Annotated in this window: 21 protein-coding genes and 2 pseudogenes; 10 read left to right on the top strand and 13 right to left on the bottom strand. The window is 70.2% G+C overall.

What is annotated here, in order from left to right; all coding sequences use genetic code 11:
- Nucleotides 1-10: 10 nt before the first annotated feature.
- The 6 genes from smc to KTN05_RS13250 form a co-directional block, all read right to left on the bottom strand.
- Nucleotides 11-3,460 carry a chromosome segregation protein SMC gene (gene smc, locus KTN05_RS13275; RefSeq protein WP_217329891.1) on the bottom strand — a complete coding sequence of 1,150 codons (3,450 nt, stop codon included), beginning with the start codon at nucleotides 3,458-3,460 and terminating at the stop codon, nucleotides 11-13.
- Between the two features lie 167 nt (nucleotides 3,461-3,627).
- A complete protein-coding gene (locus KTN05_RS13270; RefSeq protein ID WP_217329890.1) occupies nucleotides 3,628-3,948 on the bottom strand; it encodes a DUF6280 family protein in 321 nt (106 codons plus the stop codon).
- A 385-nt stretch (nucleotides 3,949-4,333) separates the two neighbouring features.
- Nucleotides 4,334-5,227, bottom strand: a complete 894-nt coding sequence (locus KTN05_RS13265) for an EamA family transporter (protein WP_217329889.1) — start codon at nucleotides 5,225-5,227, stop codon at nucleotides 4,334-4,336.
- 52 nt (nucleotides 5,228-5,279) lie between these two features.
- Nucleotides 5,280-6,380, bottom strand: a complete 1,101-nt coding sequence (gene dinB / locus KTN05_RS13260; RefSeq protein WP_217329888.1) for a DNA polymerase IV — start codon at nucleotides 6,378-6,380, stop codon at nucleotides 5,280-5,282.
- A gap of 282 nt (nucleotides 6,381-6,662) precedes the next feature.
- Nucleotides 6,663-7,388, bottom strand: a complete 726-nt coding sequence (locus KTN05_RS13255; RefSeq protein ID WP_217329887.1) for a folate-binding protein YgfZ — start codon at nucleotides 7,386-7,388, stop codon at nucleotides 6,663-6,665.
- The gene (locus tag KTN05_RS13250; protein ID WP_217329886.1) at nucleotides 7,388-9,127 is read right to left on the bottom strand and encodes an ABC transporter ATP-binding protein; all 1,740 of its coding nucleotides are present in this window, start codon (nucleotides 9,125-9,127) and stop codon (nucleotides 7,388-7,390) included. The genes KTN05_RS13255 and KTN05_RS13250 overlap by 1 nt, the downstream gene beginning before the upstream one ends.
- Nucleotides 9,128-9,299: 172 nt before the next feature.
- On the opposite strand from KTN05_RS13250, the gene KTN05_RS13245 reads away from it, so the two are divergent.
- On the top strand, nucleotides 9,300-10,472 hold the full coding sequence (locus KTN05_RS13245; RefSeq protein WP_217329885.1) for an alanine--glyoxylate aminotransferase family protein: 1,173 nt from the start codon (nucleotides 9,300-9,302) through the stop codon (nucleotides 10,470-10,472).
- 124 nt (nucleotides 10,473-10,596) lie between these two features.
- Here KTN05_RS13245 and KTN05_RS18680 read toward each other — a convergent pair whose 3' ends face one another.
- From KTN05_RS18680 to KTN05_RS13230, 3 genes are all read right to left on the bottom strand, one after another.
- A complete protein-coding gene (locus KTN05_RS18680; protein ID WP_371823362.1) occupies nucleotides 10,597-11,127 on the bottom strand; it encodes a DUF305 domain-containing protein in 531 nt (176 codons plus the stop codon).
- 67 nt (nucleotides 11,128-11,194) lie between these two features.
- Entirely contained in the window at nucleotides 11,195-12,034 is an 840-nt protein-coding gene (locus tag KTN05_RS13235; protein ID WP_217329884.1) for a TIGR02186 family protein, read from the bottom strand.
- Nucleotides 12,031-12,948, bottom strand: a complete 918-nt coding sequence (locus tag KTN05_RS13230; protein ID WP_217329883.1) for a sulfite exporter TauE/SafE family protein — start codon at nucleotides 12,946-12,948, stop codon at nucleotides 12,031-12,033. Before KTN05_RS13230 ends, KTN05_RS13235 begins: the two co-directional genes overlap by 4 nt.
- A gap of 172 nt (nucleotides 12,949-13,120) precedes the next feature.
- Here KTN05_RS13230 and surE point away from each other — a divergent pair, with 172 nt between their 5' ends.
- Genes surE through KTN05_RS13215 form a run of 3 tightly spaced genes read left to right on the top strand, consistent with a single transcriptional unit; the run spans nucleotide 13,121 to nucleotide 15,652 of the window.
- A complete protein-coding gene (gene surE / locus KTN05_RS13225; protein ID WP_217329882.1) occupies nucleotides 13,121-13,915 on the top strand; it encodes a 5'/3'-nucleotidase SurE in 795 nt (264 codons plus the stop codon).
- 5 nt (nucleotides 13,916-13,920) lie between these two features.
- Complete coding sequence (locus KTN05_RS13220) at nucleotides 13,921-14,604, top strand: protein-L-isoaspartate(D-aspartate) O-methyltransferase (RefSeq protein ID WP_217329881.1); 684 nt, start codon at nucleotides 13,921-13,923, stop codon at nucleotides 14,602-14,604.
- Between the two features lie 28 nt (nucleotides 14,605-14,632).
- The gene (locus tag KTN05_RS13215) at nucleotides 14,633-15,652 is read left to right on the top strand and encodes a M23 family metallopeptidase (RefSeq protein WP_254368198.1); all 1,020 of its coding nucleotides are present in this window, start codon (nucleotides 14,633-14,635) and stop codon (nucleotides 15,650-15,652) included.
- Between the two features lie 109 nt (nucleotides 15,653-15,761).
- Here the strand turns inward: KTN05_RS13215 and KTN05_RS13210 are convergent, their stop codons facing one another.
- The 3 genes from KTN05_RS13210 to KTN05_RS13200 are packed head-to-tail and all read right to left on the bottom strand — an operon-like array spanning nucleotide 15,762 to nucleotide 18,775.
- On the bottom strand, nucleotides 15,762-16,694 hold the full coding sequence (locus KTN05_RS13210) for a hypothetical protein (RefSeq protein ID WP_217329879.1): 933 nt from the start codon (nucleotides 16,692-16,694) through the stop codon (nucleotides 15,762-15,764).
- A gap of 30 nt (nucleotides 16,695-16,724) precedes the next feature.
- Complete coding sequence (locus tag KTN05_RS13205; RefSeq protein ID WP_217329893.1) at nucleotides 16,725-18,104, bottom strand: TolC family outer membrane protein; 1,380 nt, start codon at nucleotides 18,102-18,104, stop codon at nucleotides 16,725-16,727.
- A gap of 5 nt (nucleotides 18,105-18,109) precedes the next feature.
- Entirely contained in the window at nucleotides 18,110-18,775 is a 666-nt protein-coding gene (locus KTN05_RS13200; RefSeq protein WP_217329878.1) for a protein-L-isoaspartate O-methyltransferase, read from the bottom strand.
- Between the two features lie 376 nt (nucleotides 18,776-19,151).
- Here KTN05_RS13200 and KTN05_RS13195 point away from each other — a divergent pair.
- Both KTN05_RS13195 and KTN05_RS13190 read left to right on the top strand, forming a co-directional pair.
- A pseudogene (locus KTN05_RS13195) lies at nucleotides 19,152-19,604 on the top strand (IS110 family transposase); the annotation flags it as partial.
- A gap of 53 nt (nucleotides 19,605-19,657) precedes the next feature.
- Nucleotides 19,658-20,326: pseudogene (locus KTN05_RS13190) on the top strand (aldehyde dehydrogenase family protein); the annotation flags it as partial.
- A gap of 142 nt (nucleotides 20,327-20,468) precedes the next feature.
- Here the strand turns inward: KTN05_RS13190 and KTN05_RS13185 are convergent.
- Complete coding sequence (locus KTN05_RS13185; protein WP_217329876.1) at nucleotides 20,469-21,743, bottom strand: NAD(P)/FAD-dependent oxidoreductase; 1,275 nt, start codon at nucleotides 21,741-21,743, stop codon at nucleotides 20,469-20,471.
- Nucleotides 21,744-21,938: 195 nt separating this feature from the next.
- Between KTN05_RS13185 and peaA the strand changes: the two genes are divergently transcribed.
- The 4 genes from peaA to peaD are packed head-to-tail and all read left to right on the top strand — an operon-like array spanning nucleotide 21,939 to nucleotide 26,338.
- Nucleotides 21,939-23,492, top strand: coding sequence for a quinohemoprotein amine dehydrogenase subunit alpha (peaA, locus tag KTN05_RS13180; protein ID WP_217329875.1), 1,554 nt, complete (start codon nucleotides 21,939-21,941; stop codon nucleotides 23,490-23,492).
- Nucleotides 23,493-23,502: 10 nt separating this feature from the next.
- Nucleotides 23,503-24,936, top strand: a complete 1,434-nt coding sequence (peaB, locus tag KTN05_RS13175) for a quinohemoprotein amine dehydrogenase maturation protein (protein ID WP_217329874.1) — start codon at nucleotides 23,503-23,505, stop codon at nucleotides 24,934-24,936.
- Nucleotides 24,933-25,259 carry a quinohemoprotein amine dehydrogenase subunit gamma gene (gene qhpC / locus KTN05_RS13170; protein ID WP_217329873.1) on the top strand — a complete coding sequence of 109 codons (327 nt, stop codon included), beginning with the start codon at nucleotides 24,933-24,935 and terminating at the stop codon, nucleotides 25,257-25,259. Before peaB ends, qhpC begins: the two co-directional genes overlap by 4 nt.
- Nucleotides 25,260-25,264: 5 nt before the next feature.
- Entirely contained in the window at nucleotides 25,265-26,338 is a 1,074-nt protein-coding gene (gene peaD / locus KTN05_RS13165; protein WP_217329872.1) for a quinohemoprotein amine dehydrogenase subunit beta, read from the top strand.
- The last annotated feature ends 3 nt before the right edge of the window (nucleotides 26,339-26,341 follow it).

Genomic DNA, 26,341 nt, shown 5'->3' with positions numbered 1-26,341 from the left:
CCCCCCCCCCCTACGCCACCAGTGCCTCTGCCCGCCGCAGATCGACGCTGACCAGCTGGCTCACGCCCTGCTCCACCATCGTCACCCCGAACAGCCGGTCCATCCGCCCCATCGTCACCGCGTGGTGGGTGATGATGAGAAACCGCGTCTCGGTCCGCCGGGTCATTTCGTCCAGCAGGTCGCAGAACCGGCCCACGTTCGCGTCGTCCAGCGGCGCGTCCACCTCGTCCAGCACGCAGATCGGGGCGGGGTTGGCGAGGAACACCGCAAAGATCAGCGCCAGCGCCGTCAGCGTCTGCTCGCCCCCGGACAGCAGCGACAGGGTGGACAGCTTCTTGCCGGGCGGCTGGCACAGGATCTCCAGCCCGGCATCCAGCGGGTCGTCGGATTCGACCATGACCAGCCGCGCCTCGCCGCCGCCGAAGAGATGGGTGAACAGGGTGGAGAAATTCGCGTTCACCGTGTCGAAGGCCGCCAGCAGCCGCTCGCGTCCCTCGCGGTTCAGCCCGGCGATGCCGGAGCGGAGCTTGCCGATCGCCGCAGTCAGGTCGTCCCGTTCGGCGGCGAGGGTGGCGCGCTCCTCCTCCAGCGCGCGCTTGTCCTCGTCGGCGCGCAGGTTGACCGGGCCGATGGCGTCGCGCTGGCCGCGCAGGCGGGTGATGCGGTCCTCCAGCGCCGAGGCGCCCGGCAGCTCGCCCGGATCGAGCGACAGCCGCCTAAGCAGTTCGGGGGGGGCGCAGCCCGCCTCCTCGGCGATGCGGGCGCGGGCGGCGGCTTCGGTTTCGCGGGCGGCGTCGGTGCGGGCTTCGTTCGCGGCGCGAGCCTCGCGCGCGTCCGAGGCGGCGCGCTCCGTCTCGCGCTCGGCGCCCGACGCCTGCAGCAGGGCGGCATCGGCGGCGGACAAGGCGGCGCGGGCGCGGGTGGCGCGGTCCTGCGCGGCGGCCTGCCGCGCCGTCAGTTCCGCGCGGGCGGCGGCGAGCCGGGCGGGCTCGGCTTCGCCTGCCGCGAGTTCCGCTGCGGTCTGGTCGCGCCGCGCGCTCAGTTCGGCGGCCCGCCCGCCCGCCTGGTCCAGCCGGACGCGCCAGCCCGCATCCTCCTTGGCGATCTCCTGCAGCCGCTTCGCGCGGGCGGTGCCGTCGCGGCGCAGCCCGTCCAGCGCGGCGCGGCGGCTCATGGTGGCGATGCGCGCCGCCTCGACCGCGCGGCGGGTCTGCTCCACCGCTTCCGCCGCCGCGCTCCGGTCGGGCAGGGCGGTGAGGGCGCCCTCCGCCTCCGCCAGCCGCAGCCGCGCGTCCGAAGCGTCGGCGCCGTGGCGGGCAAGCTCGGCCCGCGCCGTCTCGACCTTGCCGGTCGCGAGCGACAGGTCGGATTCGGCCCGCGTCGCGGCGCGGGACTGCTCGGAAAGGCCCCGTTCCGCCGTGCGGCGGGCATCGCGGGCGGCGGCCTCGGCCTGCGCGGCCTGCGCCAGCGCGGCGCGGGCGGTTTCATGCGCGGCGGCGGCCCCAACGGCGCGGGTTCGGGCGGCCTGAGCCTGGGCCGAGATCTCCGCCAGGCGGTTCACCTGTTGCAGATGCAGCGCCGCTGTCGAGGGGGCCTGCCCGGCGGGCACCACCAGCCCGTCCCAGCGGTAAAGATCGCCCGCCGGGGTCACCAGTCGCTGGCCGGGCCGCAGCGCCGCCTGCATCGCGGGCGCGGCGTCCGCATCGGCAAGGCCCGTCTGCGAGAGGCGCCGGGCCAGCGCGGCGGGGGCGGAGACCTTGCCCGCCAGCGGCTCGGCGCCGCCCGGCAGGGCAGGGGCATCGGCATAGGCGGGCAGGTCGCGCCAGCCCCCCTTCCCATCGGCGGGAGGGGCGCGGAGGTCGTCCCCGAACGCCGCGCCGAACGCGGCCTCGAACCCCGGCGCGACGCGCACGAGATCCAGCATGGTCGGCCCGCCGCTGCGGGCACGATCCACCAGCCGCGACAGGGCGGATCGTTCCGCCTCCAATGCGCTGGCCTCGCCCTCGGCGGTTCCCCGCGCGGCGCGGGCGGCGGTTTCGGTGGCTTCGGCGGTGGCCCGATCAGCCTCGGCGGCGGTAAGCCCCGCTTCCGCGGCCTCGGCCTGTTCGCGGGCGGCGGTCTGCGCCGCCTCTGCCTCGCTCAACGCCGCCTGCGCCGCCGCGCCCGCCTGCGCCGCGCGGGCGGCGGCGGCTTCGGCGTCAGCGGCGGATTTTTCGGCGCGGGCCAGCATCGCGCGCAGGTCGTGCGCCAGCCGCTCCGCCGACTGGTGGCGGGCGGAGAGCCGCGCGGATTCGTCGGTCAACTCGGCCAGCCGCGCCTCGGTCTCGCGCAGGGTGGCGGCGGCTTCCGCAGCGGCCGTTTCGGCGGCGGCGAGGCGGTCGTCGTGCCCCGCCCCGGCCGCCTCAAGCCCGGCCCGCTCCTGCCCCAGCCGTTCCACCATGCCGGCTGCGTCGCGGTTCAGCGCGGCCTCGCGGTCGAGGTCGCGGTCAAGCTGGGCGATGCGGGCGGTCAGTGCGGCAATGGTCTGGCGCGCGCGGGTTTCGGCCTCGGTCAGCGCGCCAACGTCGGCCTGCGCGCGGGCGAGGATCGCGGCGGCGACGGTTTCCTCCTCGCGCAGCGGGGGCAGGGCGGCCTCAGCCTGCTCGCGGGTGGCGCTTGCCTTGCGGGCCGCACCCTCGGCCTCGGCCGCAAGGCGGCGGGCTGCGTCCAGCGCGGCCACGGCGGCCAGCCGCGCCGCGTCGGCCTCGGCCCAGCGGCGCCAGAGCAGCGCGCCTTCGGCCGCGCGCAGTTCCGCCCCGATCTCGCGGTAGCGGGCGGCGGCTTTCGCCTGCCGGGCCAGCGCGGCCGCCTGCGTCGCCAGTTGCTCCAGCGTGTCGTCCACGCGGGAAAGATTCGCCTCGGCCCCGTTCAGCTTCAGCTCGGCCTCGTGTCGGCGCTGATAGAGGCCGCTGATCCCCGCCGCTTCCTCCAGGATGCGCCGCCGCGCCTTGGGGCGGGCGTTGATGAGTTCGCTGATCTGCCCCTGCCGCACCAGCGCCGGGCTCTGCGCCCCGGTCGAGGCGTCTGCGAACAGCATCTGCACGTCCCGCGCCCGCACCTCGCGCCCGTTGATGCGATAGGCCGACCCCGCGTCGCGGGTGATCCGGCGCGAGATGTCCAGCGTGTCGGTCTCGTTGAAGCCGACCGGGGCGAGCCGGGCGCGGTTGTCCACGGTCAGCGCGACCTCGGCATGGCCGCGGGCGGGGCGGCGGGTGGTGCCGGCGAAGATCACGTCCTCCATCCCGTCGCCGCGCATGGCGGTGGGGCGGCTTTCGCCCATCACCCAGCGCAGGGCCTCCAGCAGGTTGGATTTGCCGCAGCCGTTCGGGCCGACGACGCCGGTCAGCCCCTCGCGGATGACCAGTTCGGTCGGGTCCACGAAGCTCTTGAAGCCGTTCAGGCGAAGCCGGTCGAAGCGCACACGGAAGCCTTTGGCGGTGAGGCGGTCAACCGGAAGTTTCGCCCGGCGGAGCCAGAAAAGTCAACATCTGGTAGCGGAAGGCACCCGATCCACCAGATGGGCAGAGAGCCCACCAAGGAAAAAGGCCGCCCCGAAGGACGGCCCGAAAGCAGGGAAATGAGACGGACTCAGGCCGCTTCGGCTTCCTCGGCGGCCAGACGGCGCTCGCTTTCCTCGCGCGACAGCGCGACCGAGGTCCGCACGCCCTTGCTGACGAATTCCACCAGCCCCTTCACGACCCGCTCGTTGGGGTCGATGCCGGCGCAGCTCAGCACTTCGCGGCCGTCGCGCGAGCGGGCCCAGCGGGCGATCTGCTCGGCGCCGTTGCCGTATTTCTTGTCGTCGGAAATGGCATCATCCAGCGCGGCAAGCACCACGGCGGCAAAAAGCTTGCGGGCCCGCTGACCTTGTTCGAAATTGAAAGCGGAACCGTCCACGAAATCGCGCATCTGAAAACATCCTGTTCATACTGTCCGCACCCCATGACGGGAAAGCGATCAGCCGGGTTCGACCGTCCATGAGGTGGCTGGCAAGGGGATACCCTGTCCCGCCCTGATTCGTTATCACCCTGCCGGCAACCCCGCCATGCGTCCTGCGCAGGGCAGGAATTAGGCGGTAATAACCAACGGTGGAAGAGATCCTTTTGTATCATCAAGGCCCGTGGGCAGCTTGACAACGCGGAACCCCGGCTTTGGTTGCCATGAATAACGCATTCCGATATAGGCCCGCGCGGTGCCCGGTCAAGGATGCCGGCCGCCGCTTTCCAACCCTTTCTGCAAGGTCATTCCGTAACCGGGATCGGGGCGGCAGCCCGGCCGGCGCAAGCCGAGCCGTTCAGGCGGCGACCGGCTGCACCATGGGCACGCGCCGCGGCGCTCGCGTGGCGATCAGCACCCCTCCGACCACCAGCAGCCCGGCGAGCAGTTCGACGATCGTCGGCATCTCTCCGAACGCGGCCCAGGACGACAGCACGCCCACGACCGGCACCAGCAGCGACCACGGCGCGACGGCGCTGGCCGGGTGACGGGCGATCAGCGTGTTCCAGATCCCGTAGCCGACCATCGACGAGAACACGACGATGTAGATCAGCCCCAGATTGGCGATCAGCGCCTCGGGGCTCAGCGCCGTGGACAGCGCGGGCAGGATCAGCGGCCGCTCCATCGCCAGCGACAGCAGGAACAGGGGGATCGGCGGGACCAGCGACATCCACATCGTGAAGTGCAGCGGCTTCGGCGGCCGCGCCAGCCGCGAGCAGATATTGCCGATCGCCCAGCCGAGCGCCGCCATCAGCAGCATCGCGACCGGCAGCCAGCTTGCGCTCTGCGCGCGGTGGGTGCCGATGATGGCCAGCCCCGCCAGCGCCACGCCGACGCCGAGCGCGCGCCGCGCCGTCAGCCGCTCGCCCAGCAGCATTGCGGCCAGAAGCATCGTGAACGGCGCCTGCGCCTGGAGCACCAGCGAGGCGAGCCCCGGCGGCATTCCCGCCGCCATCCCCGCATACAGGAATCCGAACTGCATCACGCCCACGCCGAGCGCGGCGCCGACCAGCCAGACCAGGCGGACCTGCGGGAGCGGGACGAACAGCATCGCCGGGATGGACAGCAGCACGAACCGCAGAGCGGCGGCCAGAAGCGGCGGGTAATGGTCCAGCGCATAGACGGTCGCCGGGAAGTTCAGCCCCCACAGCACCACCACCGTCAACGCCAGCAGGCGGTCGCGTCGATCCATCTGGCCCCACCCTTTCGCGCGCAACTTGGGCCGGGCGCGCGGCGGGCGCAAGTCAGCCGAACAGCGGCAGTTGCGTGTCGTCATCCGCGCCGCCTGCGGGGCAGAGCGCCGACAGCGTGATCCCCAGCAGCCGCACCCCTTGCGGCGGGCTGCGGGGGTCAGGCAGCACCTGCGGCAGCAGCGCCGTCGCCTGCGCCAGCAGCTGATCCTGCGAGCCGACCGGATGCGGCAGCGACCTCGCGCGGGTGACGATGCGGAAGTCGCCGTATTTCGCCTTGAGCGTCACCGTGCGCCCGCTGATCCCCCGCGCCTGCGCGTGCCGCCAGACCTTGTCCGCGAGCGGCGCCAGCGCCTCGGCGGCGGCGGCGATTTCGTGGATGTCGGTGAAGAAGGTGGTTTCCGATCCGATCGACTTGCGCTCGCGGTTGGGCCGCACCTCGCGGTGGTCGATGCCGCGCGAGATGTCGAAATAATAGCGGCCTGACTTGCCGAAGGTGGCGGTCAGGAAATCGAGGCTCTGGCGGTGCAGGTCGGCGCCGGTGCGGATGCCGTGCCGCTCCATCTTCGCGGCGGTGGCGGGGCCGATGCCGTGGAAGCGGCCGATGGGCAGGGTCAGCACGAAGTCCGGCCCGGCCTCGGGCGGGATGACGAACAGCCCGTCGGGCTTGCGCTGGTCCGAGGCGAGCTTGGCGAGGAACTTGTTGTAGCTGACCCCGGCCGAGGCGGTCAGCCCCGTCTCGGCCCGGATCAGCGCCCGGATCTCCTGCGCGATGCGGGTGGCGGTGCGGCCGTCCAGATGGTCGGTCAGGTCCAGAAACGCCTCGTCCAGCGACAGCGGTTCGATCAGCGGGGTGAAGCGGGCGAAGATTTCGCGGATCTGGGCGGAGGCGGCCTTGTAGACCTCGAATCGCGGCTTGACGAAGATGAGGTCGGGGCAGAGCCGCGCCGCCCGCACGGAGGGCATCGCCGAGCGCACCCCGAAGGGCCGCGCCTCGTAGCTGGCGGCGGCGACGACGCCCCGCATCGACGCGCCGCCGACCGCCACGGGCCTGCCGCGCAGGTTGGGGTCGTCGCGCTGCTCGACGCTGGCGAAAAAGGCGTCCATGTCGATATGGACGATGCGGCGGGTGGTGGCGGGATCGGGGTCGGTCATAGGCGTGGTGCCGGGGGGGGCGCGCGGGATCACGCGCTAGGGGCTGTTCGCGCGATCTTCGGCCGCTCCCGGCGGGCTGTCCAGACGAGGCGGCGACGTGCGGGTGGCCGACGGTCTTTCCTGGCAGTCATGCGATATCCCCCCGGTCCGCCCAAAGCGGACCGGGACGCGCCCGCCCGCCCACAGGCGGGCGCGTCCCTCCGGGGTGCTTTCGTCACCGGGCCGCACGGAAACGCGGTTGAGCCGCGTTTCCTTCCGCGCGACCGCGTAGGAGACACGAGATCACCCGATGGCGCTGATCCGCGCGTCGCCTGCGGTCAGCGGCCCCTCCATTCGGTCGAAGCGCATATGGGCGATCCCCCGGCCGCCCGCCTGGGTGAACAGCGTCCCGGCCTCGCGCCCGTCCGCCATCAGGACCGGCGTGCCGACCGGGGCCGCGCCCTCGACGGCCACTGTCACCAGCCCCTTGCGCAGTTCGGTCTTGTGCTTCATCCGCGCGGTCACTTCCTGCCCGACATAGCAGCCCTTGCGGAAATCGACGCCATGCAGCCGCTCGAACCCGGCTTCCAGGATGAACGTCTCGTTGGGGATCAGCTCGGCCAGCGTCTCGGGGATCGTGTGCTCGACGCGGATCGCATCCCAGTCGGTGCCGTCATCCGCGCCGTCCTCGCCATAAAGCCGCCAGCCCATCGCCGGATGGCGCGGGTCGGGGATCGCACCCTCGGGGGGCGGGCCGGTTCCGCGGCTCACCCGCAGGTCAGCCTCCTCAACCGCCACCGCCGCTCGCAGCTTGTACATCGACAGCCGCCGCAGCAGGTCGCCCGCCAGCCGTTCGTCCACGTCGATCAGCAGCGCCTCGCCCTGCGGGATCACGAAGAAATCCGCCAGATACTTCCCCTGCGCCGTCAGCAGCGCCGCCCAGACCGGGGCGCGGCGCACGTCGTTCGTCACCAGCCCCTGCAGGAAATCCACCCGGTGCTCGCCGGTCACGCGCAGCATGTTTCGCATCACTTGCCCTCGAATTGCAGCCGGACGAGCGCCGCATAGGCGCCGCCCAGCTCCATCAACTGGTCATGGCTGCCCTGTTCCACAACCCGCCCGGCCTCCATCACCACGATCAGGTCGGCGGCGCGGATGGTGGACAGCCGGTGCGCGATGATGAGCGTGGTGCGGCCCGCCGACAGCTCCTCCAGCGCCTCCTGCACCAGCCGCTCCGAGGCGGCGTCAAGCGCGCTGGTCGCCTCGTCCAGCAGCAGCACGGGGCGGTCGCGCAGGATCGCGCGGGCGATGCCGATCCGCTGGCGCTGCCCGCCCGACAGCGCCGAGCCGCGCGGCCCCGCCGGCGTGTCCAGCGCCAGCGGCAGGTCGTCGGTGAACTCGGCCACATGCGCCGCGACCACGGCCCGGCGCAGCCCGTCCCCGTCGGCCATGCCGCCGGGGTCGATGTTCTCGCGCAGCGTCTCGTCGAACAGCGCCGAATCCTGCGTCACCACCGAGAACTGGTCGCGCAGGGTGGCCAGGTCGAACTCGGCCACCGGCACGCCGCCCAACGACACCTCGCCCCGGTTCGGGTCCACCATCCGCGCCAGCAGGTTGAACACGGTGGACTTCCCCGCCCCGGACGGGCCGACCAGCGCGGTGGTCTTGCCCGCCTCGGCGGTGAAGGTCAGCCCGTGCAGCACCGGCTGCTCGCCGTAGGAAAGCCAGACGTCCTCGAAGCGGATCGTCGTGTCCGCGGGCGGATCGGTGCGCGGGCCGGAGCCGATGGAGGGCCGGGTGTCGACGATCTCGTAGATCCGCTCCAGCGAGGTCATCGCGGCCTGCCAGCCCCCGGCCAGCCCGCCCAGCCGCCGCAGCGGCTGGAAGGCCAGCGACAGCGCGGTGAAGAACGACATGAAGTCGCCCACGCTGCGCTCGCCGCTCATCACCTGCGCGCCGCCCAGGGCCAGCACGCCGATGAAGCCGAGGCCGGTCACGATGTCGATCAGCGCCGGGATCAGCGCCTTCATCGCGGCCATCTTGGTCTCGCGCTGGCGCAGGGCCTCGACGATGCGGGAAAAGCGGGCGGTCTGGTAGGCTTCCATCCCGTTCAGGCGGATGGCGGTGATGCCGTGCAGCACCTCGTCGAGCCGGGTCGCGCGGCGCGAGGCCTCCATCCGCACCTGCCGCGTGCGGCGGCGGATGTAGCGCTGGACGAGGAAGGTCGGCAGGATCAGCAGCGGCGCGCCGATCAGCGCGGCCAGCGTCCACCACGGGTCGATGGCGATGGCGACGCCGAACAGGCTGATCAGCGCCACGGCGTCGCGCCCCGCGCCGCTGATGAAGGTGGTCCACACCCCCTGAATGGCGAGGGTGTCGCCCTGGATGCGCTCGATCAGCGCGCCGGGCGGGTTGGTCTGGTAGAAGCTGCCGTCGAGCGTGAGGATGTGGCGCAGCAGGTCCGTCTGCATGGACACCGCCACCCCCTGCTGCACCGAGGTCAGCAGCGAGCGTGTGATCACAAGCGTCGTCGCGCGGATCAGGAACAGGCTGAAGATGACGCCGCCGACCCACCAGATCGCGCTGCCGTCGCCGCCCACGAACACGCGGTCGAACAGGGGCTTGAGCATCCATGACAGGATGGCGAGGGTCGATCCCTCGATCACCATCAGCACCATGGCGACGCCCATGCGCCCGGTATGGGGGCGCAGATAGTCGCGCCACAGCCGGCCGATCAGGCCCCGCGGCGGGTCGGCGCGTCGCGTCATTCCCGGCCTCTCCTTCGGTCGGTCTTGGGGATAGCGCGGGCGGGCAGGGGGCGGCAAGGGCGGACGGCCCCTGATCCGCCCTGCGGGGTGCCCGTCGCGAGTCCGTCCACGGCAGTTGACGGCACGAACGCGCCTCCCTACCACTGGCCCGGTTCCATTCCCGAGGTAATCCATGAGCTTCGCCGCCGGCCGCCCCGTCCTTGCCATTCCCGGCCCCTCGCCGGTTCCCGACCGGGTGCTGCGGGCGATGCACCGCCCCTCGCCCGACATCTACGCGGGCGAGCTGATCGATCTGAACTACAAGGTCATGGCCGATCTCAAGCGACTGGCGCACACCAGCCATCACCTGGCGCCCTATATCGGCAACGGCCATGCGGGGTGGGAGGCGGCGAACACCAACATGCTGGCGCCCGGCGACAAGGCGCTGGTGCTTGCCTCGGGCCGCTTTGCGCGGGGGTGGGCGCAGATGGCGACGACCGCCGGCGTCGAGGTCGAGATGATGGATTTCGGCAATGCCGACGCGCCCGATCCGCAGCGCGTGGCCGACCGGCTGGCGCAGGACAGGGCGGGCGAGATCCGCGCGGTGCTGGTCTGCCAGGTGGACACGGCGACCGGCGTTCGCGCCGACATCCCGGCGCTGCGGGCGGCGATCGGGGACCACCCGGCGCTGTTCGCGGTGGACGCCATCGCCAGCCTCGGCTGCGAGAAGCTGATGATGGACGAATGGGGGGTCGATGTGCTGGTCTCGGCCAGCCAGAAGGGGCTGATGGTCCCGCCGGGTCTGGCCTTCGTCTGGTTCTCGGACCGCGCGGCGGCCGCCGGCAAGGGCGCGAGGTCGCCTTATTGGGACTGGAAGCAGCGGGCCGAGGCTGTGCAGGGCTATGAATACTGGGGCGGCACCCCGCCGGTTCAGCATATCTACGGCATGGCCGAGGCCCTGACGATGCTGCTGGAAGAGGAAGGGCTGGAGGCCGCGTGGAAGCGCCACGAGGGGCTGGCCCGCGCCGTCTGGGCAGCGGTGGATGCGTGGGGCGCGGGCGGCACCGGCATCCGCCTGAACGTGGCGGAGCCGGCGCAGCGCGCGCGCTCGGTCACGTCCGTGCATATTCCCGGCGCCGAGCGTCTGCGCGGCTGGACCGCCGCCCATGCGGGGCTGACGCTGGGCGTCGGCCTCGGCGCGGCCGAGCCGGAAAACGCGCTGCGGATCGCCCATATGGGCCATGCGAGCGCGCACATGATCCTTGGTGCGCTGGGGGTGATGCAGGCGGGCATGACGGCGCTGTCGATCCCTTTCGGCCCCGGCGGGCTGGACGCCGCGGCCGAGCAGATCGGGCGGCTGGCCTGAGGTTACCGGGCGGCCGGTCGCCTGTCCGCGCGGCTGTTGCCGAGCGGGTGGCGCGGGCCTGCACATCAGCGCCTCTGAGCGAGGCCGGTGCGCGGGCAGCGGTTCACCCGCCGCCAAACGCAGCCTAGTTCGCGGCAGGCGGCGCGGTGCCAGCCTGCGGCGGCGTCGGCGACAGGACCGCGCCGGGCGTGGCGCCGTCATGTTCGGGCACGTTGCGGCGCAGCCACTGGTTCAGGAAGGCGATCTCCATCTCCTGCGCGTCGATGATCTCCTGCGCCAGCGCGCGGAGTTCGGGGTCGGTGCCGTGGTCCAGTTCGACCCGCGCCATCGCGATGGCGCCCTCGTGGTGGGGGATCATGCCCCGCGCGAAATCGACATCGGCATCGCCGGTGTAGTCGATCATCATGTCGCCGTGCATCTGCTCCATCGCCGCGGTGTAGGCCGCCGTCGCCTCCGAGATGCCGGCCGGATCCACGACCGGATCGACAACCGCCGCGCCCTGCTGCGCCTGCGCCGCAGCGGGCTGACCGGGCGCTTCCGGCAGCTGCGTTCCGGGGGTTTCGGTCCCGCCCTGGCCATGCGCCATCAGCGCGGACAGCGCGACGGCACCGGCCCAGAGGGTGCCTCCCAGAATGGCGGTGGTCGGTCGGGTCATGGCGGCGGCTCCTGCTTGCGATCTCAGGACTCAACGCGGGAAGCCGCAGGTCGGTCCCCCGCCGCGATCACTTCCGCTGGATCGCCCGGAACGCCGCCGACGCGCCCCAGCCCGCCGCCACCGCAAAGGCCAGCGACATGAGGCCATACCAGAACGGCTGCTCCAGCGAGAGACGGTAGAGCCAGCGTTCCAGCCCGACCTTCTGCACGAGGATCGGGGCGCTGTAGGCGCTGACCACGCGCCCCTCGCGGACAAAGAAGATGCTGGCCTTGTACTGCCCCTCGCTGAGATTCGCGGGCATGGCGATGTCGGCGCGGAACAGCGTCTCGTCCAGCAGGGTGACGCTGCCCTCGTCCAGCCGGTAGCGGCCCTGATCCTCGCGGATGCGCAGCAGCGCCTCGGTGAAGTCGGTGGTGTCCGCGACCTCGACCGGCCCGGCGAAAGCCCGCACCGCCAGCGGGATGGTGATGCGGTGCACCACGTCCTCGGTCGGCAGCAGCATCCGGTCCAGCGGGGCGTTGGTCGCCACGACATAGAAATCGGGCGCGGCGGCGATGACGAGGGACGAGGTGTTCACCCAGATGCCGAAGCGCCGCTCCTTCTCGCGCACCCGCACGGCCTGAGGGGGGCCTTGCAGGGTGACGATCACCCCCAGCGGATCGCCCGACGGGGGCGGCGCGGTGCGCTTGACCGCGCCGTAGATGATGATTTCGGAGCCGGTGAAGTTGGTGGTGATCGCCACCGCATCCTGCGACAGGCCGGCGACGACCTGCTCGGGCGGCGGTGCGGCCTCGACGCTCTCGGCTTCTGGGCCCTCGGCCTCTGGACCCGCGGGCGACTGCGCAGACACGGCGGCGACCCCCAGCAGCGCCGCCAGCGCCAGCGCGATGAGCAGCCGCGCCGTCATGCCGCATAGACCGGCGCAAGCGAATAGAGATCGTCCGGCGGCAGCACCAGCCCCAGCGCCAGCCGGATGCAGACGCCCAGCACCAGCAACGCCAGCAGGATGCGAAGCTGCTCGGCCCGCAGCTTGGCGCCCATCTGCGCGCCGATCTGCGCCCCGACCACGCCACCGACGATCAGCAGCACCGCCAGCATGATGTCCACGGTGTTGAAGTTGACGGCGTGCATCAGCGTGGTGAAGGCGCTGACGGCGGCGATCTGGAACAGCGAGGTGCCGATCACGATCTTGGTCGGCATCCCCAGCAGGTAGATCATCGCGGGCACCATGATGAACCCGCCGCCGACCCCCATGATCGCCGCCAGCACGCCCACCGCCAACCCCACCAGCAGCGGCGGGATGACGCTGATATAAAGGCCCGACTTGCGGAACTTCATCCGCAGCGGCAGCCCCTCGATCCATGTCCGCTGGCGCCGCCGCGGCTTGCGGGCCGGATTGCGCAGGGCGCGCAGCGCCGCGATGCTCTCGCGCAGCATGGTCAGGCCGATGAAGCCCAGGAACACGACGTAGCAAAGCTGCACGACCAGATCGACCTGCCCCAGCCGTTGCAGCACGTTGAACAGGTTGACCCCCAGGAACGACCCGGCGATGCCGCCGATCAGCAGCACCCAGCCCATCCGCATGTCCACCGTCCCGCGCTTGAAATGCGAGAACAGCGCCGAGGCGGACGAGGCCACCACCTGGTTCGCGCCCGTCGCGACCGCGATCGGGGGCGGGATGCCGATGAAGAACAGCAGCGGCGTGATGAGAAAGCCCCCGCCCACGCCGAACAGCCCGCTCATCAGACCGACGATGCCCCCAAGGCCGATGAGGACGAAAGCGTTGACCGAAATATCGGCTATGGGAAGAAAGATCTGCATGGGGCGCCCGGCTCAAGCCGGGGGCATCTTGCAAGCCCGCGCTCGCCGCGTCAAACCTCGATCTGCGGCCTCACGGGCGGTTGCGCGGATCGTGCGCCGGTTGCTAAGCAGATCGGGCGTCCGGGGCGGCGGCGAGGGCACCGGCAAGAATGGGGGGCAGGCGGGCAGGCGAATGCGGATTCTGATCACCAACGACGATGGCATCAACGCCCCCGGTCTGGAGGCCATGGCCGACATCGCGGCCGAGGTCGCCGGCCCCGAGGGCGAGGTGTGGGTGGTCGCCCCCGCGTTCGAGCAGTCGGGCGTCGCCCACTGCATCAGCTACACCCACCCGACGATGATCGCCGAACTCGCCCCCCGCCGCTGGGCGGCCGAGGGCAGCCCCGCCGACTGCGTCCTGGCCGGGTTGTCGGACATCATGCGCGACGCGCCGCCCGATCTGGTGCTGTCGGGTGTCAACCGGGGCAACAACGCCGGCGAGAACGTGATGTATTCCGGCACCGTCGGCGGCGCGATGGAGGCGGCGCTGCAGGGTCTGCCCGCGATCGCGCTGTCGCAGTATCTCGGCCCCGGAACGCAGGGGCTGGACGACCCGTTCGAGGCCGCGCGTGTCCACGGCCCCCGCGCGATCCGGCGGCTGCTCGATAACGGCGACTGGACCTCCGGCCCGGATTTCCGGCTGTTCTACAACGTGAACTTCCCGCCGCTCGCCGCCGATCGGGTGCGCGGGATGCGCGTCGGGCCGCAGGGCAAGCGCGAGGGCGTGCGCTTCGGCGTCGCGCCGCATGTCTCGCCCAGCGGGCGGCGGTTCCTGTGGATCACCGGCGGCTCGCAGCAGGCCCGCGCGGGGGCGGGCAGCGATGTCGAGCTGCTGATGGACGGGTTCGTCGCGGTCACGCCGATGCGGGCCGACCTGACCTGCCACGCCTCGCTGCGATCCCTGCAGGAGGCGCTCGACGAGGAATGACCGCCATGAGCGATCAGGACAACGGCCGTGCGGGCAGGACGCCTGGCGATCCGCATGCGGACGAACACAAGATGCGCTTTCTTTACACCCTGCGCTCGCGCGGCGTCACCGATCAGCGGGTGCTCGACGCGATGGAGCGGATCGACCGGGGCGCCTTCGTGCGCGGCCATTTCGAGGACCGCTCCTACGAGGATACGCCCCTGCCGATCGGCTGCGGCCAGACGATCAGCCAGCCTTCGGTCGTGGGGCTGATGACCCAGGCGCTGGAGGTCGGGCCGCGCGACACCGTGCTGGAAGTCGGCACCGGCTCGGGCTATCAGGCGGCGGTCCTGTCGCTGCTCTGCCGCAGGGTGCTGACCGTGGACCGCCACCGCCGGCTGGTGAACGAGGCCGAGGCGCTGTTCCGCCAGCTTGGCCTGACCAACATCACGGCGCGGGTCGCGGACGGCTCGCGCGGGCTGCCGGAGCAGGCTCCCTTCGATCGCATCATGGTGACGGCGGCGGCCGAGGACCCGCCGGGGCCGCTGTTGTCGCAGCTCAAGATCGGCGGTATCATGGTGCTTCCTGTCGGGCAGTCCGATGCGGTCCAGACGCTGATCCGGGTGACGCGGACGGCCGAGGGGTTCCGCTATGACGAGTTGCGGCAGGTGCGGTTCGTGCCGCTGGTCGAGGGGTTGGGACAGACATGACCCCCGCAATGGGATTGAGGACGGGCAGATGAGGATTTCCTTGAGAACGGGGCTGACCGTGGCCGCGCTGGCGCTGGTCGCCGGCTGTGTGCCCGCGGGCCAGCCGATGGGCGCCGCCGGCGGCGGCGGAGCGGGTGCCGGTGGTCCGGGCGCGGCGGGGCCGGCGCCGGCCGCGGGGATGCGGGTGCCGCAGATCCAGATGCCCCAGCTCCGCTGGCCGGTCTTCGGCCCCCCCGCCGCAGGCGCGGCGGCCGGTCAGGCGCAGATCCGCGACCCCTTCGCGGGGCAGGGCGTCCGGCAAGCGGCGGTCGAGCCGGCGAGGACCGCCACCGCGGGTCAGGCCGCGCCAGCCGCAACCACAGCCCCGGCCGCCCCGGCAACGGCCGCGCGCACCCATACCGTCGCGGCGGGAGAGACGGCATGGTCGATCTCGCGCAGATACGGCGTGTCGGTGCAGGATCTGGCGGCGGCGAACGGCCTGCCGGAAAACATGACCGTGCGGCTGGGCCAGACCCTCAGGATTCCGGCGGCGGCCGGAGCGGGCGGCGCGCGTGTCGCCGTCACGGCGCCGGGCGTCGGCAGCCCGACCCCGATGCCCCCCTCGGCGGCGGCGCCCCTTCCGAACGAACGGACCGAGCCCGCCTCGCGTCCCGCCCCCCGCACCGGCGTGCCCGATCTCGGCGCGACGCGCACCGCCGCGTCGGGCAGCGGCCGGCTGTCCATGCCGGTGAACGGCGCGATCATCCGGGCCTACAGCAAGGGCCGGAACGAGGGGATCGACATCGCCGCCCCCGCCGGAACCCCGGTGAAGGCGGCCGGCAGCGGCACTGTCGCGGCGATCACCCGCGACACCGACGGCGTGCCGATCGTCGTCGTCCGGCATGACGGCGACCTGCTCACCGTTTATGCCGGACTCGACGACCTGTCAGTCGAAAAGGGTCAGGCGGTCAGCGCGGGCCAGTCGATCGGCAAGGCCCGCTCCAGCGGCAGCGTTCATTTCGAGGTCCGGCAGGGCTTCGACAGCGTGGACCCCGAGAAATATCTGTAAGGCCCCGGAACGGGGAGGCGCTGCTTTCGGGCACGCCCCCCGCGTGGATTCAGCGCGAGGGCCGCTGGGCCGCTTCCTTGCCGGGCTGCGGGATTTCGGCCGGCGCCGGTCAGCCCTGCTGCCTGCTCCGGGTGGCTTCGGCAATCGCGTAGGCCACTTCTTGACGGATGACCCGGCGCAGGTTGCGGCTGAAACGGCCGCCCATCTCGCCCTGAAGTTCCTGCCGGATCGCCTCGCGCAGCAGGCTGCGCAGGATCGAGCCGTTGGGAATGTCCTCGTCGGCGGGCGCGAAGAGATGCAGCGCGGTCGTGTCGCCCGCGTCTTCGACCGGGCGCGGGGCGTTTCGTGCCGCGGTCCTTTCGGGCGGGGCGGCGTTGATGGAATTGCCGGATACTGGGGGTTGCGGGTCGGGGATTGCCGCAGGCGCGACGGTCGGCGTAGCTGAAGCGAGCGCCGGATCGGGCGCTGTTGACGCCTCGGCTTGGGGCGTCTCCACCTCGCCTTCGTGGAAGGTAACGGGAACCGCCGGCGGTGCCAGCGTGAGGTTGTCGCTTTCCGGAACGATGCCGCGCGGTTCGGCTTGCGCGTCGTCCGGGAATGAGGCGGCGCGCAGGATGCGGGCCATGCGGTTGCCGCCGGTGGCGATGGCAGGCGCTTCGTCAGCCGAGGCATCGGTGGGCGTTGCCAGGCGCAGCCGTGCCGGGCGCGGCGGTGGCGCGTCGTCCTGCCCGCCGAGAGGCACCGCGGGCACCTCCGCCGGCGGGATCAGCGCATCGCGGTGCAGGCGCAGCGGTGCGGGCTCTCCCGATTCGAGGCGGGGCGAGCGGACGAAGGCCGGGGCGATACCCGCACTCACCGGGCGCGGCGGCTGTTCAGCCGGGGCTGGACGGCGGGTCGGGTCGGGCTCGCGGCGCGCGGGGCCGACGTCGCCCTGTGCGATCAGGCGGCGGATGGAAGCCAGCACGTCGCCCATGGTTTCGGAAGGATCTGCACCCGTGGGCGGGCGGGCGATCTGGCGGGGGCTCGACGACAGGTCGGTCATCGTCCTGCCCCCGCGATCAGGACGCGGCGGTCACTTTCCGATCGCGCGCAGCACCCGGTCCAGATTCTGGCCCTGGGTGCTGGTATACGGCGCATCGCGCACCGCGCTGTAATAGGCCGATGGGTCATAGGTGGGGATTCCCAGCTTGAGGTCTTCTACCGTCAAGACACCCATACCAGCCAGAAGTTGATAATGTGCTAATTGCAGATTGGCGTTCGCCTGGATGCGGTCGGACCTCGCCTCCAGCAGATCCTGTTCGGCGTCCAGCACGTCCAGCGTGGTGCGGGCGCCCAGCGTCGCCTCTTCGCGCACACCCTCGTAGGCCTGTTGCGCGGCCGAAATCTGCTCGTCGATGGCCACGATCTGCGCGCGGGCGACATCGATGTTGGCCCAGGCGGTCCCCACCGCCAGATCGACCTGCCGGGCCGAGTTCAACAGCGCCGCGCGGGCGCTGTCACGTCCGGCCATCGCCCGGCGATGCACCGCCGAAAGCCGCCCGCCGGAATACAGCGTCTGGTTCAGCTGGATCGACGCGCTGAGGGTGCCGGAATTGTCCTGATCGCGGCTGCCGTCGAACGCCGGCCGCGGCTGGCGGTTGCCCGACAGCCCGGCGCTGCCGGTGATGATGGGGCTGCGTTCGGCGGCGGCGGCGGCGACCTGAAGCTCGGCTGCGGCCGTGGCGCGCTGCGCCTGAAGCACCGCCGGATGGGTGCGGCGGGCGACGGCCTGCGCGGCCTCGATCGATGCGGGGCGCGTCGGCAAGGCGGGCGGCGGGTCCAGATCGACGGGCCGGCGGCCCACGGCCTCCACGAACGCCTCGATCGCGATCTGGTAGCTGCCCTGCGCGGTTGCGAGGCTCGCGCGCGAGCCGGCAAGCTGCGCCTCGGCCAGCGAGACGTCGGTGGTGGTGATCTCACCCACCTCGAAGCGGTCCTGCGCCGCCTGGAGTTCCTGCGACAGCAGGTTGACCGAGTTTTCCTGCAGGCTGATCTGCTGCAGCGCGGTATGCACGTCCAGATAGGCGCGGGTCGCGTTCAGCAGCACGTCCTGTTCGATGGCCACCAGCGCCTCGCGCGTCGCGAGCACGTTTTCCTTGGCGATATCAATGGCGAGCTGGTTTCGGCCCCAGTCGAACAGCGTCATCGACGCGACGAGTTGCAGCGTCGTCGAGACCGTTTCGACCCCGTCGGTTTGCTGGAAGCTGTGCGAGGCGGCCCATTCCACCACCGGTCGCAGCGCCGACATCGCCTGCGCCACATCCTCGTCCGCGGCGCGCAGCACCGCCCGGTTCTGCTCCAGCAGGGCCGAGTGGCGATAGGCGGCGACCATCACGTCGGCGAGCGATTCCGCCGACGCGGGCAGCACCGGAACAAGCGCGGCGGTCAGGGTCAGTGCAAGGCGCTGCAGCATGCGTTTCACAGGATGAATCCTTCGTTGATCGTCAAACCGGGCAGAACGGGCGCATGCGCGTTGAACGCATAGCGCCAGTTGATGCGTCCATCGAGCTTGTAGCCAAGTCGGGCGACCCCCAGGCCGGTGCCCGGCCCGTCCTCATGCCACAGGGCGGCGATGCGGCCGCCCTCGGCAAGCTGGCCGGCGATGGCGTCCGGCAGCACTTCGATCGCGCCGTTGATCAGGATCGCGTCGTAGGGGCCCTGATCCGGCGCGCCTTCCGTCAGCGCGGCCCTGACCACCGCGACGTTATCGACGCCCTGCTCGGCCAGCCGGCGCTCCGCCTCGGCGACGAGGGCGGGGTGTTCCTCGACCGCGACGACCGCCTGCGCGATCCGCGCCATGACGGCCGAGGAATAGCCGTAGCCGCAGCCCAGATCGAGCACGAGGTCGCCGTTCTCCAGCTGCATGACGTCGATCAGCTTGGCGAATGTGCGCGGGTCCAGCATCACCCGGCCGTGCCCTACGTCGAGATTCTCGCCACTATAGGCGACCTCGCGGCGGGCATCGGGCACGAACGCCTCGCGCGGGACATGCAGCATGGCGGCAATGACGGGATAGCCGTTGACCTCGTTGGGCCGAACCTGCGTGTCGACCATCGTGGTTCGGCGCTGGGCGAAATCTGGCATGCGGCGAAACTCTGGTTGTTGTTATGTCGTCGGGTTGGTCTTGGCACGAAAACCGCTCCCAGGCAACGGCGCGGTTGGGCGCGCGCGTGGTGTTTCCGCTGGCAATCGGCGCGGTTGCACCCTGCCGGCGGCGGCTCGCCCGCAAGGATGCAAGCCGTCGCTTCGGTCGGATAATGCTTGACGCTGGCAGTGGCGAAATCTATTGACACAACGGCTCCGGCGGGTTGGCGGAGAGGTTACGCAGCGGATTGCAAAGCCCCGCTGAAAACTCGTTAAAACAACCAACTAGCCCTAAAAAGTTATCAGGACAAAGCGGATACGAACCGCGAACCTGATAACCCTGCTCCGGCGTGATCCAGGTCGCCGAAAACGAAAACCCCGATCTCGCCCGGTCACGCGAACCGGGTGCGTCATGAGGTTTCGGATTTCCAGGCAAAGGGATGTGGTCGCCAGAACCATGCTGATCGAGGCGGCTGGTCGGCTGCATCGGTCTCTGGACAGCTGTGGGACTTCTTTTTGGGGATCAAGGACCGGAAAGGCCCAACGTCGCAGCGCCACCGCGCGCAAGATCGCAGGCCTGAGCTGGCAGTTGCTGACGAAGGCCGTCCCTTATCGGCGGGCCCGGCCCGCCTTTGTCGCCATGAAGATGCGCAAGCTGGAACTGCGCGCCGGCGCTCCCCGAGCGGACAAGCCAGCTGTTCCCGGCCGCGTCTACTGGGACAAGGAGATCCGCCATCGAGAGATGGATCTCGTGGCTCAGGCAGGAGCCGCCTACGCGGCAATGGTCAAAGCGTGGAAGAACAAGCCCTCTAAACCGCATCGGCCCTGAAGAATAGCTGCTCAACAACATTCGTATCCAGCTAGAGGGTGCGTGGCCTCTTCGACAAGTGCCTCGAAGGCTTCGCCATGTTCTCACTGAACTCGGGCGAGGTCTGCACCGCGCCCTCGCGGGCACTCGTTCAGGAATCGATCTACGATCGCTTCATGGGGCGCGCGGTCGAGCGCGTGAAGAACACCAAGGCTGGCAACCCGCTGGACCCCACCACCATGATCGGCGCCCAGGCCTCGACCGAGCAGATGGACAAGATCACGTCCTATCTGCAGATCGGACGCGACGAGGGCGCGAAGGTCCTGACCGGCGGCGATCGCGGCTCGGTCGAGGGAATCGAGAACGGCAACTACATCCAGCCGACGGTGTTCCACGGCGACAACGCCATGCGCATCTTCCAGGAGGAAATCTTCGGCCCGGTGCTGGCCGCCGCCACCTTCAAGGACGAGGCCGAGGCGCTGAAGATCGCCAATGACACCAGCTACGGTCTCGGCGCCGGGGTCTGGACCCGCGACGGCAGCCGCGCCTTCCGCATGGCGCGCGGCATCCAGGCTGGGCGGGTGTGGACCAACTGCTACCACGCCTATCAGGCCCATGCGGCTTTCGGTGGCTACAAGCAGTCGGGGATCGGGTGCGAGAACCGTCTGTTGATGCTCGACCACTACCGGCAGACCAAATGCATGCTGGTCAGCTACAGCGACGACGCCCTCGGCTTCTTCTGAGACCTGCCGGGTGCGGCCCCGCCGCAGCCTGACTTCCCGAAGGCGCGCGGCGTGTCCGCGCGCCTTTTTTTGCGACAGGACGCCTTCGATGCCGCGCGAGCGGTGCGTTTCTCGTTTGACCAGCCCGGCGGCTCCACGCTCCTCAGCCCGGTGTCGCCTCTTCCGCCAGCCAGGTGGGAAACCGCGCGGCGGCAGGGCCGAACCGCTGCGCCAGCCGGACCGCATCCTCTCCTTTGGCATGCGCCCGCCAGAGGTCGGCTGCGGGAAGGTCATGAAACCACCCGACCCCGCCGGGGGAGCGTGGGGAGATCAGCACCTCCAGTTCCGTGAGCCTCCCGTCCTTCACCACGACCTGCCGCCGCGTCGTGATGGCCGGGACCGTGGGGTGGGCGGGTTCGTCGTCGGGAAACGCCGCCCGCGCCTTCCAGAACGGCAGCGAGGCGCGGGCGGTCTCGGCCCGGATGAAGTCCCGGCCGATCCGCGCCTGCCTCAGGAAGACGTCTTCGGTCCTCTGCCCCAGGAAGCGCCCGGCCAGTGACCTGCCGCTGCCGTCCGTATCGGCGGTCAGGGTGCGCCGGACGGCAGCGGCGGCGATCGCGCTGGACACGGCCCAGAACATGCCGTGACCCGACAGCGGGTCCATCGCGGCCGCGGCGTCGCCGACCGGCAGGACCGACAAGTCGTCCGGAACCGGGGAAAGCACCGGCGAGCATTCCCGCGCGACCGTGGCATCACCGCTCGGCCGGAAGCCCGGAAGTTGCTCTGTGCAATCGGCGAGGGCACGAGCAACGCGCTTAGGCGGAGGGGCCTTGTCCGGGTCGGCGGCGTTCAGTGTCACCTGCGCCCAGGCCCTGCCGCTGCCCATGCAGGCGAACCAGACCCAGCCGTCGTCCAGCGGCACGATGAGGGTCTGCGGCGGCGTCTCCGCAGGACCGTCGAGCCAGACGCCCATGGCAACGGTGGGCGGGCCGCGCCGGGTGCCATCGCGCCCCGCAGCGCGCCGCCCCCGCGCATCGAGGACCAGCGGCGCCTCGACGCAGCCCCCCGATCCCATCCGGGCGCCGCCGGGGGCCGGCGTGGCCGTGTCGAGAACGACCGTTGCCCCCGCCTCGCGGGCGCAGTCCCGGAGATGCCGGTCGAGGTCGGGGCGGCTGACCAGCAGCTCGTGGTTACCCTCATAGGCGGTCCCGGCCCAGAGACTGCGCCGCGGGACACGGACTAGCGGGACGCTTGCGTGGGGAAGGAGCCCCGCCCTGTGCAGCCAGTTCTGCAGGCGAGGACTCAGCCCTTCGATGCGAGAAGGCGCCCGATCGGGATCGATCAGGATCACCCGCCGGCCGTCCTGCGCCGCCAGCCAGGCAGAGATCGTCCCGGCCGGGCCGCCCCCCATGACGACAAGATCCGCCTGCATGGTCATCGTGAATCCCCTTGCAGACCACAGTGGCGAACGGTTCCGCGGGGAGGTGACATCTCCGGCCAACCCCCGCGCATGCGGCATGACGCCGCGCTTCTGTCCGGAAATGTCAAGTTTGACGTCGCGTCTTGGGCAAGACTGGTTCCATCCAGCTTCACGTGGGCTGCCTGCCCGCCAAGCCAGAGGACTATCGCGCTGATGACCCGCCTGACCATTGCCATGCTTTCCACCTGTGCGACCCTGGCGCTCGCCGCACCGTCGCTTGCCGCCACCGGCGAGGAGGTGCTCGATAACGTCTGCGCCGCCTGCCACGTGAAGGACGCCGCCGGTGGGTATTCCCGCATCGACGACAGCCGCCGCACGCCCGAGGGCTGGGACATGAACGTGGTGCGGATGATCCGCAACTACGGCCTCAGCCTCAGCGACGAGGACCGCTCGGCGGTGGTGCGCCATCTGGCCGATACGCGCGGGCTGTCGATCGAGGAGACCGAAGGCTACCGCTACATCCTCGAGAAGGAGCTTCGCGCGGACGACGCCGGCCCCAACCAGCTGATGACCGAGACCTGCGCCCGCTGCCACTCCTACGCGCGGGTCGCGTTGCAGCGGCGCACGGCGGAGGATTGGGAGAAGCTGATCCACTTCCACGTCGGCCAGTTCCCGACGCTGGAATACCAGGCGTTGGCGCGCGACCGCGACTTGTGGGCGATCGCCAACAACGAGGTGCTGGACGTGTTGACCGAGCGCTATGTCGGTGGCGAGGCGCCGGCGAAGGCGACCGCCGACCTGACCGGCGAATGGCGTGTCGCCGGGCATCAGCCGGGCCGCGGCGACTATACCGGCGTGATGACCGTCACCGCCGACGGCGAGGACTATGACGTGCAGGCCAATCTCAGTTTTGCTGACGGCAGCGAGACACAGACCGGCAGGGCAATCCTCTACGGTGCGGGCGAATGGCGCGGCAGCCTGATGTCGGGCGAGACCGAGCTGCGCCAGGTCTTCGCGCTGCGAGCAGACGGCACCATGGACGGCCGTTGGTTCCACATCGATCAGGACAGCATCGGCGGCCGGATCAAGGCCGCGAAGGCGGACGCCGCGCCGCAGATCCTGTCGGTCAGCCCCGGCCATCTGAAGGCGGGCGAAAGCGCCGAGATCACCGTCACCGGCATCGGCCTGGCGGGGGCGCCGGTGCTGCCGGCGGGGGTCAACGCCGAGGTCGTCTCGCAGGACGCGAACACAGTCGTGCTGAAGGCCACCGCCGCCGCCGATGCCGTCCCCGGTGCGGGCGAGGTCAGGCTGGGCGAGGTGACGATGCCCGAGGGCCTGACCGTCTATCCCGCGCTCGACCGCATCAGCGTCGAACCGCCGCGGACCTTTTCGCGGATCGGCGGCAATGACGGCCCGATCCCCAAGCAGCCGGCGCAGTTCGAGGCGATCGGCTGGATGAACGGCCCCGACGGCACGCCGGAGACGGAGGACGACATCCGCGTCGGCGTCATGGAGGCCGAATGGCGGACCGAGAACTTCGACGAGGAAGCCGAGCGGATGCAGGACACCGAGTATGCGGGCGTCATTCAGGCCAACGGCCTGTTTGAACCCGGCGGTGCCGGTCCGAACCTCGAGCGGCCGATGATGGCCAACAATGTCGGGAACCTGAACGTCATCGCCACCGTCACGGACGGCGATCAGACTCACGAGGCGAAGGCGCATCTTTATGCGACCGTGCAGCGCTTCATCGACATGCCGATCAACTGATAGGATGACCATGAACGCCCTCACCCTGATCCGGCACAACGCGCATCGGCTGGACGTGGACGGCCACGCCATGCTGATGCACGTGCCGACCACCAGTCTGTTCGAGATGGATGACGTCAGCCGCGGCGTCTACGAGCTGTTCCGGCGGGTCGGCGTGGCCGATGCCGCCCTGCTGGAACTGGAACTGGGACACCTCTTCAGCCCCCAGGACCTCGCCGAATGCGTGCAGAGCTTCGTCAGCCTCGACATCCTGCGCGATGCCGCGGACCCGGGAAAGCCGATGACGATCCAGAAGGTCGAGGACATCGCCCTGTCCACGATCGTGCTGAACGTGAACACCGGCTGCAACCTCGCCTGCACCTACTGCTACAAGGAGGACCTGACGACGCCCGCCAAGGGCGAGCGGATGGACTTCGAGACCGCACGCAAATCCATCGAGTTGCTGCTGCAGCAGGCGGCGTCGCGCGACAGCATCAACGTGGTGTTCTTCGGCGGCGAGCCGCTGTCGAACATGCCGCTGATCCGGCAGGTGGTCGATTATGCCGAAACCCGCGTGGCCGAGCTGGGCAAGGCGGTGGAGTTCTCGCTGACCACCAATGGCACCCTGCTGACCGAGGCGATCGTCGACTGGCTCAACGCCCATCGTATCGCCATCACGGTCAGCATGGACGGCCCACGGGCGCTGCACGACAAGAACCGCAAGACGGTCGGCGGGCGCGGCACCTATGACGTGGTGGCCGCCAAGGTGCGGATGCTGCTGACGCGCTATGACGCGCGACCAGTCGGCGCCCGCGTCACCCTGACCCGCGGGGTCACGGATGTGCTGGCGATCCACGACCATCTCAAGAACGATCTCGGCTTTGCCGAGGTGGGCTTCGGCCCGGCGACCTCGGGGCCGATCTCGGTCTTCAACCTCGATGACACGCTGCTGAAGCGGGTGTTCGAGGACATGAAGGTGCTGGGCCGCCACTATGTCGACGCCGCCATCCGCGGCGAGAACATCGGCTTTTCCAACATGCACCAGCTGCTGACCGATATCGCGCAGGGCATGAAGAAAGCCGTGCCCTGCGGCGCCGGGCTGGGGCTGCTGGCCGTGGACAAGGACGGCGACCTGCATTTGTGCCACCGCTTCGTCGGCTCGAACCAGCCGACCTACGGCAACGTGGACGACGGCGTCGACGTGCCGAAGCTGTCCGCCTTCATCGAGGGGGCGCAGGACCGGTCGGAGTTCGGCTGCAAGACCTGCCGTATCCGCTCGATCTGCGCGGGCGGCTGCTATCACGAAAGCTATGCGCGCCAGGGCGACCCCTTCGCGCCGGTCTATCACTATTGCGACCTGTTGCGGGATTGGGTGGATTTCGGCATCGAAAGCTACACCCGCATCATGCAGGCCAACCCGTCGTATTTCCGTCGCCACCTCGAGCCGAGGAGAGCCAGGCAATGAAGCATCTGACACCGGCCAACGCCAAGGCCATACAGTTCACCGAAGCCGCGGCCGAGGGGCGCGAGGACGAGGTGGTGGCGATGAACACGTTGGTGGGCTGCACCACCTCGTTCGATCCGGGCTGGGAGATCGACGCCTTCGGCGGCATCGCCAACCTGTGCCAGCCGATGGAGGCCGACCTCTACGGCTGCGCCGATCCCTGCTGGTGGCCCGCGCAGGTGCCCGACACCATGACCACCTATCCGAACTGGTCCGACAAGGCGACCGACATCGAGAGCGACTGGCGCCAGCTGCAGTCGGTCTTCCCCAAGAGCAAGGTGTGACGGCCATGCTCAACCGCGTTACCGCAACCGCCCTCGCCGCCCTGCTGAGCGCCGCGCCCGCGATGGCGAAGGACTATCTGCTGGTGCCCACCCGCCCCGACAAGCTGGTCGTCGTCGATACCGAGGCCATGGAGATCGACAAGGTCATCCAGGTGCAGAACGCCGGCCCGCATCCGGGCGTGCCGGTCGTCAACAGCGATGGCACCCGCGCCTATGTGGTGATGAACATGCATGAAAGCATCGGCATCGTCGATCTCCTGACCGGCGAGACGCTGAACAGCATCGACATGAGCACGGCCGACGAACGGGTGAAGGCCCTGTTCGGCGTGGACCTGTCGCCGGACGGCAAGACCCTGGCCGTGTATCAGAGTCCGGTGAAGATGCTGCCGGACGAGTTCCAGGTCCAGCCGACGCGCATCGCCTTCTACGACGCCGAAACGGGCGCGCTGAAATCCACCGCCGAGGCTCCGCGCCAGATCACGCTGCTGGCCTGGTCGACGGACGGCAGCAAGATCTACGGCCTCGGGCGCAACATGCACGTCTTCGATGCCACCGGGGCGCAGATCGAGGAAAAGAACATCGATGAATGGAAGGCCGAGACATACGGCCAGCCCGATGTGCTGGCCGCGTGGTCGCAGTTCGAGGTCGCGGATGTCATGGCCTCGCTCTTTTACACCCCACGGCTCGACCTGCCCGCTGACGACCCCACCGCCTTCCGGACCGGCATGCTGACGCAGGACCTGGAGACCGGCGAGATGGAGATGCAGGAGATCGAGGTCGCGGACATCTTCTATTTCTCGGGCGTCGTCGGCCCGGACAAGACACGCGGCTATGCCGTCTACAACTTCCTGTCGAGCTTCGATCTGGACGAGGGCAAGGCGATCAAGCGGGTGACGCTGCCGCACAGCTACTATTCGGTGAACGTCGCGACGGATGGCAAGACCATCTATATCAGCGGCGCGCTGAACGATGTCGCGGCCTATGACGCCGAGACGTTGGAGCGGAAGGCCGAACTGAAACTCCCGGATGGCTCCTCGCCGGCGCTGTCCTCGGTGCGTCTGTTCACGCGCGACGAGTAGACC

It is taken from the genome of Paracoccus sp. Z118, assembly GCF_019061185.1.
Taxonomy (GTDB): Bacteria; Pseudomonadota; Alphaproteobacteria; order Rhodobacterales; family Rhodobacteraceae; genus Paracoccus.
Note: the sequence above shows the minus strand (reverse complement) of the source record. Positions and strands in the feature narration are given on the sequence as shown.